The sequence below is a fragment of the Pseudomonas sp. 05T35 genome, from assembly GCF_056396605.1.
The window spans coordinates 24126-30371 of the sequence record NZ_JBFTLU010000087.1 but is presented as its reverse complement, the minus strand read 5'-3'; the positions used below and the strand labels follow the sequence as shown (position 1 = coordinate 30371).

Annotated in this window: 6 protein-coding genes; 1 reads left to right on the top strand and 5 read right to left on the bottom strand. The window is 60.5% G+C overall.

Going from position 1 to position 6246, the window contains the following annotated elements:
• The coding region (locus AC1DH9_RS09455) for an NEL-type E3 ubiquitin ligase domain-containing protein (RefSeq protein ID WP_477808083.1) at window positions 1-2634 on the top strand (2634 nt) is incomplete at its 5' end.
• A gap of 72 nt (window positions 2635-2706) precedes the next feature.
• Here the strand turns inward: AC1DH9_RS09455 and ureC are convergent.
• From ureC to ureA, 5 genes are all read right to left on the bottom strand, one after another.
• Window positions 2707-4407, bottom strand: a complete 1701-nt coding sequence (gene ureC / locus AC1DH9_RS09450) for an urease subunit alpha (RefSeq protein WP_477808082.1) — start codon at window positions 4405-4407, stop codon at window positions 2707-2709.
• Between the two features lie 148 nt (window positions 4408-4555).
• Window positions 4556-4861, bottom strand: coding sequence for an urease subunit beta (locus AC1DH9_RS09445; RefSeq protein ID WP_427538197.1), 306 nt, complete (start codon window positions 4859-4861; stop codon window positions 4556-4558).
• A complete protein-coding gene (locus tag AC1DH9_RS09440) occupies window positions 4858-5391 on the bottom strand; it encodes a GNAT family N-acetyltransferase (protein ID WP_427538194.1) in 534 nt (177 codons plus the stop codon). Before AC1DH9_RS09440 ends, AC1DH9_RS09445 begins: the two co-directional genes overlap by 4 nt.
• Before the next feature lie 6 nt (window positions 5392-5397).
• The gene (locus tag AC1DH9_RS09435) at window positions 5398-5931 is read right to left on the bottom strand and encodes a GNAT family N-acetyltransferase (protein ID WP_427538191.1); all 534 of its coding nucleotides are present in this window, start codon (window positions 5929-5931) and stop codon (window positions 5398-5400) included.
• 9 nt (window positions 5932-5940) lie between these two features.
• Window positions 5941-6243, bottom strand: coding sequence for an urease subunit gamma (gene ureA / locus AC1DH9_RS09430; protein ID WP_019693787.1), 303 nt, complete (start codon window positions 6241-6243; stop codon window positions 5941-5943).
• Window positions 6244-6246 lie beyond the last annotated feature (3 nt).

The window sequence follows — 6246 nt, the reverse complement described above, 5'->3', positions numbered from 1 at the left end:
GTGCTTCAGGACGCCTTTGACGAACTCCCCACTTCGGTGGCCGGGGAGTTGCTGGCCAGTCTCGACGCCGAAGAGCTGCTCAAAATCACGGAGCCATCGCGCATACCCTTGCAACTCAGGGAGCGCGTGCGCATGACCTTGCAGGCGTTGCGAACAGCACGCGCCTATGAAGGGCTGTTCCTCGATTTTGCAGACACTGTGGATACTGAACGGCTGGCGCTGCATTCATTGCAGACGTTGCCGAATTGGCCCGAGAACGTTCGGATCGAAATCCGTGAATACTCATTCGACGGGCCGTTGCGCGACAGTGTCGGCTCGGCAGATGCCGCCATACGCAAAGTCCTGGTCAACGAGGATGGCCAATACCAGGCACGCGATGCCGAAGATAATCATCTGCATGGGGCCGACAACCTTTACGCTTCCGTATTGCATGCCTTGCCTGACGCTGAACGAAACGCGCTGGGGTATGAGATCAATCAAGGTGCGCAGTTGAGACAGGCCATTCAAACAGCGCCGTTGCCACGCGACACCCTCAACCCCCTTCTGGCGGATAACCCGATCCGCAAACCGGTCTATGACCCGGCCACGATGAAACTGCGTGGTGGCATGCAAGGCATCACTCAAGGTGTCCGCCAGGTAACCGGAAGGCTGACGCCGCAAGAACGGGTCCGGATCGTTCGCCCCGGCTGGACAGAGGCCGAGGCCCAGGTCTATCTGGAGGGCGGCGGCAGTGAAAGTAGCGTGGAAGAGCGGGCGAGCGCGCTTGAAGCAGAATTCAACCGGCTGAACGCCAATTTTCAACGCTGGTTGAAGTCGCCTACCGAGGCCTTCGGATTCAGCGCTGCCGGCATCGCCGAATGGCAGTCCAGAAACGCTTTGTACAAAGCGATCAGGGAAGCCTGGCAGCGAATCGGCCAGCGGGATGTGGATCCATACGGGAATCTGCATGGTGTGGTACTCAACCTTGAAGATGTCCCGCTGGGGCGGCACCTGGGGACAATGCCGACCCTGGAAGGCAACTTCAATCATGTCACCCGACTCAACTTGAACCGAACCGAGTTGATCGATGCACAGGTTTCTTTTCTCGACCACTTCCCGCGGCTTCGGTCGTTGAACCTCGATAACAACCCACTGACACGGCTTCCTCACGTCATCGGGCGTATGCGAGGGCTGATGGAGTTGACCCTGCGCGGGAATCGAATCGTGCTGGATGGGCAATCGGTGGCCGACCTCGGAAACCTTACCCGGCTTCAGACCCTGGACTTGCAGGGGAACCCTTTGGGGCGAGTTCCTGATATCGGCCATATGCGCAATCTGCATTCGTTGTACCTGGCGGATACCGGCATTCGCACCTGGCCCGACGGCCTGTTTTCCCAGCCGCGGTTCCGGCATTTTTACCTGGATATGCGGCACAACGAAATCACCTACATTCCTGCGGTTGCGCCAGGCTCCGTCCAGGCGGAGCTGATGGCTCGCACGCTCTTGAGCCGTGAGCCCCAGTGGTTGCCGGAATTCAATCTCCAGACACTCAGGCATTACATCCGGTCCGTCGGTATGGACCCTGATCGTCCCTATCCGCCTCGCGGCGTGCGCGACAGTCTTGACTGGGAAGAGGGCATGACGCGACCTGAATGGGTCGCCCGGCAGCCCATCTGGAATGCTGTCGAAGACGAGTTCGACTCGGTGCCGTTTTTCAACCAGATCAGGAAACTCACCGAGTCCGCGCACTTCCAGAACGATCCGGCATTCAGGGTGGACATGACGAGCAAGCTCTGGCGAATGCTGGAGGCCATGTCCAAAGACAGCGAACTGCGCAAGAATCTTTTTGTCCTGGCGAAAGAGACCACCCATTGCGTCGATGCCGGCGCGCAGCTGTTCAATGCGATGGGCGTTGAAGTGCTGATTCATGAGGCCTATGAGCTTGCCAACCCGAGTCTGGTAGAGGCCGAACTGCTGCAACTGGCCAGGGGCAAATCGCGGCTCGATGAGTTGAGCCGGATCGCCCATAAGCACATTGCCGAGCGACTGGAGAACAATGAGACATTCAGGGTTTTCGATCCGGAAACTGGCCAGTACACGGGATCCATTGATGAGGTCGAGACCCATCTGGCCTACATGACGGACCTGGCCGGTCGACTGGATCTACCCTGGCAGTCACGTGACCTGCAGTTTCGAACGCACTCCGGTGTCACTCCCCAGATGATCGAAAGTGCCTATCGGCGTGTGCTCAGTCTGGAGGAGGGGGATCTACTGCGCGATTCGATCATCGAGCAGCCATTCTGGGAGTCTTATGTCCAGGGTTCCAATCGGAGTGCTTTCAAAGCCTTCAGGCGACGAATCGATGCGACCACAGAGTTCTACACGGCGCTGGAGAGAAGGGCGACTGAACCCACCCTGTCACTTGAGGAGAAAGCCCGGCTGAAGGAGGACATTCGGGTGCTCGCCGCAGAGTTGGGCAAACAGGAAAGCGAGTTCGCTCCGGGGCGGATCATGACTGAAGAGGAGTATGCCGCCGAGCTGAGTCTGATAGACGCCGAGATGAAGGCGTTGCTCAAGACATTGACTCAGCAGGCAATGGATCGGGCAAAACTGCAACGGGTTGAAATTCCCTTCACTGTCGAACCACCAAACTGATCACGGCACAGGCTGTCATCCCGGCACGAAGACTGACGATCTTCGTGCCGGTTTTTTATGTGTGAGCGAACCTCAAAACAAGAAGTAGCGCTGCGCCATCGGCAGCACATCCGCCGGCTCACACCAGAGCAAAACACCGTCGGCCCTGACCTGATAAGTCTGCGGATCGACATCGATGTTCGGCAGATAGTCGTTGTGGATCAGGTCGGTCTTCTGTACCTCGCGGCAACCTTTGACCACGGCGATTTTCTTTTTCAGCCCCAGCGCTTCGGGAAGGCCCGCGTCCTGCGCCGCCTGGCGGATGAACGTCAGGCTGGTGGCGTGCAGCGAGCCACCATAGCTGGCGAACATCGGGCGGTAGTGCACCGGTTGCGGTGTTGGGATCGAGGCGTTGGCGTCGCCCATCAGGCTGGCCGCGATGGCGCCGCCCTTGAGGATCAGCGTCGGTTTGACCCCGAAAAACGCCGGGCGCCAGAGCACCAGGTCGGCCCATTTACCGACTTCGATCGAGCCCACTTCATGGCTGATGCCGTGAGTGATCGCCGGGTTGATGGTGTATTTGGCGATGTAGCGTTTGACGCGGAAGTTGTCGTTGCCCTCGCCATCACCTGCCAGTGCGCCACGCTGCTTTTTCATCTTGTCGGCGGTTTGCCAGGTGCGGGTGATGACTTCACCGACGCGGCCCATGGCCTGGCTGTCGGAGCTGATCATCGAGAACGCGCCGAGGTCGTGAAGGATGTCTTCGGCTGCAATCGTCTCGCGGCGAATACGGCTTTCGGCGAAAGCCACGTCTTCGGCAATACTCGGGTCCAGGTGGTGGCAGACCATCAGCATGTCGAGGTGTTCGTCGATGGTGTTGCGAGTGAATGGCCGGGTCGGGTTGGTCGAACTCGGCAGCACGTTGGCAAATCCACAGGCCTTGATGATGTCTGGCGCATGGCCGCCACCAGCACCTTCAGTGTGGTAGGTGTGAATGGTCCGCCCCTTGAACGCGGCGAGGGTGGTTTCGACGAAACCGGATTCGTTCAGGGTGTCGGTGTGGATCGCCACCTGTACGTCGAACTGGTCGGCGACGTTCAGGCAGTTGTCGATGCTCGCCGGCGTGGTGCCCCAGTCTTCGTGCAGCTTGAGGCCGATAGCCCCGGCCTTGACCTGCTCGATCAGCGGCTCCGGCAGGCTGGCGTTGCCCTTGCCGGTGAGGCCGATGTTCATCGGGAACGCGTCCGCCGCTTGCAGCATGCGCGCCAGGTGCCAAGGCCCGGAGGTGCAGGTGGTGGCGTTGGTGCCCGTCGCCGGCCCCGTGCCGCCGCCGATCATGGTGGTGACGCCGCTCATCAATGCTTCTTCGATCTGCTGCGGGCAGATGAAGTGGATGTGCGTGTCGACACCGCCCGCCGTGAGGATCATCCCTTCGCCGGCGATCACTTCGGTGCTGGCGCCGACCGCGATGGTCACGTTCGGCTGGACGTCCGGGTTGCCGGCCTTGCCGATCGCCGCAATGCGTCCATCCTTGAGGCCGACGTCGGCTTTGACGATGCCCCAATGGTCGATGATCAGCGCGTTGGTGATCAGCGTGTCGACCACTTCCGCAGCCAGTAACTGGCTTTGACCCTGGCCATCGCGGATCACTTTGCCGCCGCCGAATTTCACCTCTTCACCGTAGGTGGTGAAGTCTTTTTCGACTTCGATCCACAGCTCGGTGTCGGCCAGGCGGACCTTGTCACCGACGGTGGGGCCGAACATGTCGGCGTAGGCTTGACGGGAAATCTTCATGTGCTTGCCTTGGGATTCAATTGATTTTGAGACCGCTCGCGTAGCTCGCTATCGCAGCCTCGCGCTGCTCGACAGCTCCTACAGGGGAATGCGATCAACTGTGGGAGCGAGCCTGCTCGCGATTGGGTCGGTGGAGACGCCGCATGATTTAAAGGTCGCCCATGATCCTGCCGGCAAACCCGAACACCCGGCGATGCCCGGCCAGGTCCACCAGCTCGACCACGCGGCTCTGCCCTGGCTCGAAGCGCACGGCGGTGCCGGCCGGGATGTTCAGGCGCATGCCACGGCTGGCGGCACGGTCGAACGTCAGGGCGTCGTTGGTTTCGAAAAAGTGGTAGTGCGAACCGACCTGAATCGGCCGGTCACCGCTGTTGGCCACGGTCAGGCTCAGGGTGCGACGGCCGGCGTTGAGCTCGATGTCGCCTTGCTTGATCTGATATTCGCCAGGAATCATTCGGGTTGTCCCAGAGTCTTGTAGTAGATGGCGGTCGGGGTGTAACGACCGTCCGGGCTTTGGCAGTAATTGGGCAATTCACCGACACGGGTGTAGCCCAGGGATTGATAGAACGCTTCGGCCGCCGACCCCGCTTGGGTGTCGAGGTACAGCAGGCCACGTTTGTGCTGACGCGCGGCAAGCTCCACAGCATTCATCAGTTGTTGCGCCAGGCCGCGTCGCCGCGTGTCATGGCGCACCTGCAGCTTTTGCACTTCGGCGCGATTGCGGCCGTTGGCTTTCTGGCACAGGGCCAGTTGCACGCTGGCCAGGACCTTTTCATCGTGAACCACTACCCACAGCAACAGACTGCCGTCCTCGAGTCCGGCCTGGACACTGTTGATGTAGGCGCGGGCCTGGGCATCATCAAGGTCGGCCATGAAGCCGATCGAGGCGCCGTGCTGCACGGCGTCAAACAGCAAATCGATCAAGCCCTGACGGTAGTGCGCAAAGCTTTCGGTGTTCACGCGTCGCAGTTGGGCAGTGTTCATGACATATCACTCCTTGTTGGCGACGGGCGGCTCCGCGCCCGGATTGAGGATCAGCTGCATGAAGGTCAGGTCGAGCCAACGGCCGAACTTGGTACCCACTTGCGGCATGTGCCCGGTGGTGGTGAATCCGATCCGCTCGTGCAGGCGAATCGAGGCGGCGTTAGCGCTTTCGATGGCGGCGACCATCACGTGTTTGTCGCAGTCCCTGGCGCGTTCGATCAGCACGTCCATCAACTGTGGGCCGAGGCCATTGCCGCGCTGATCACTGCGCACGTACACCGAATGTTCGACGGTGTGACGGAAACCGTCGAACGGCCGCCAGTCGCCGAATGAGGCATAACCGAGCACGCTGTTGTCGGCGTCGACAATCACCAGAACAGGGTAGCCCTGGGATTGCCGGGTGCTGAACCAGGCCTGGCGGTTGGCGAGGTCCACGGCCTGTTCGTTCCAGATCGCGGTCGTATTGAGGACCGCGTCGTTGTAGATGTCGCGGATCGCCGGCAGGTCGGCGGATACGGCATCACGAATGTGAAAAGTCATGGCGCAGCCTCAGACGATGGGTTGGTGGACGGTGACCAGTTTGGTGCCGTCGGGAAAGGTCGCCTCGACCTGGATCTCCGGGATCATTTCCGGGATGCCTTCCATCACTTGCTCGCGGTTCAGCAGGGTGGTGCCGTAGTGCATCAGTTCGGCGACCGTCTGGCCGTCGCGTGCGCCTTCGAGCAGCGCCGCGGAAATGTAGGCCATCGCTTCCGGGTAATTGAGTTTCACGCCACGGGCCAAACGCCGCTCGGCGACCAGGCCGGCGGTGAAGATCAGCAGCTTGTCTTTTTCGCGTGGGGTCAGGTCCATCGT

What these genes read in the sequence shown, in the direction of transcription:
- AC1DH9_RS09435 (WP_427538191.1), bottom strand. Translation starts at nt 5,931, where the DNA reads ATGACTTTTCACATTCGTGATGCCGTATCCGCCGACCTGCCGGCGATC.
- ureC (WP_477808082.1), bottom strand. Translation starts at nt 4,407, where the DNA reads ATGAAGATTTCCCGTCAAGCCTACGCCGACATGTTCGGCCCCACCGTC.
- ureA (WP_019693787.1), bottom strand. Translation starts at nt 6,243, where the DNA reads ATGGACCTGACCCCACGCGAAAAAGACAAGCTGCTGATCTTCACCGCC.
- AC1DH9_RS09445 (WP_427538197.1), bottom strand. Translation starts at nt 4,861, where the DNA reads ATGATTCCTGGCGAATATCAGATCAAGCAAGGCGACATCGAGCTCAAC.
- AC1DH9_RS09440 (WP_427538194.1), bottom strand. Translation starts at nt 5,391, where the DNA reads ATGAACACTGCCCAACTGCGACGCGTGAACACCGAAAGCTTTGCGCAC.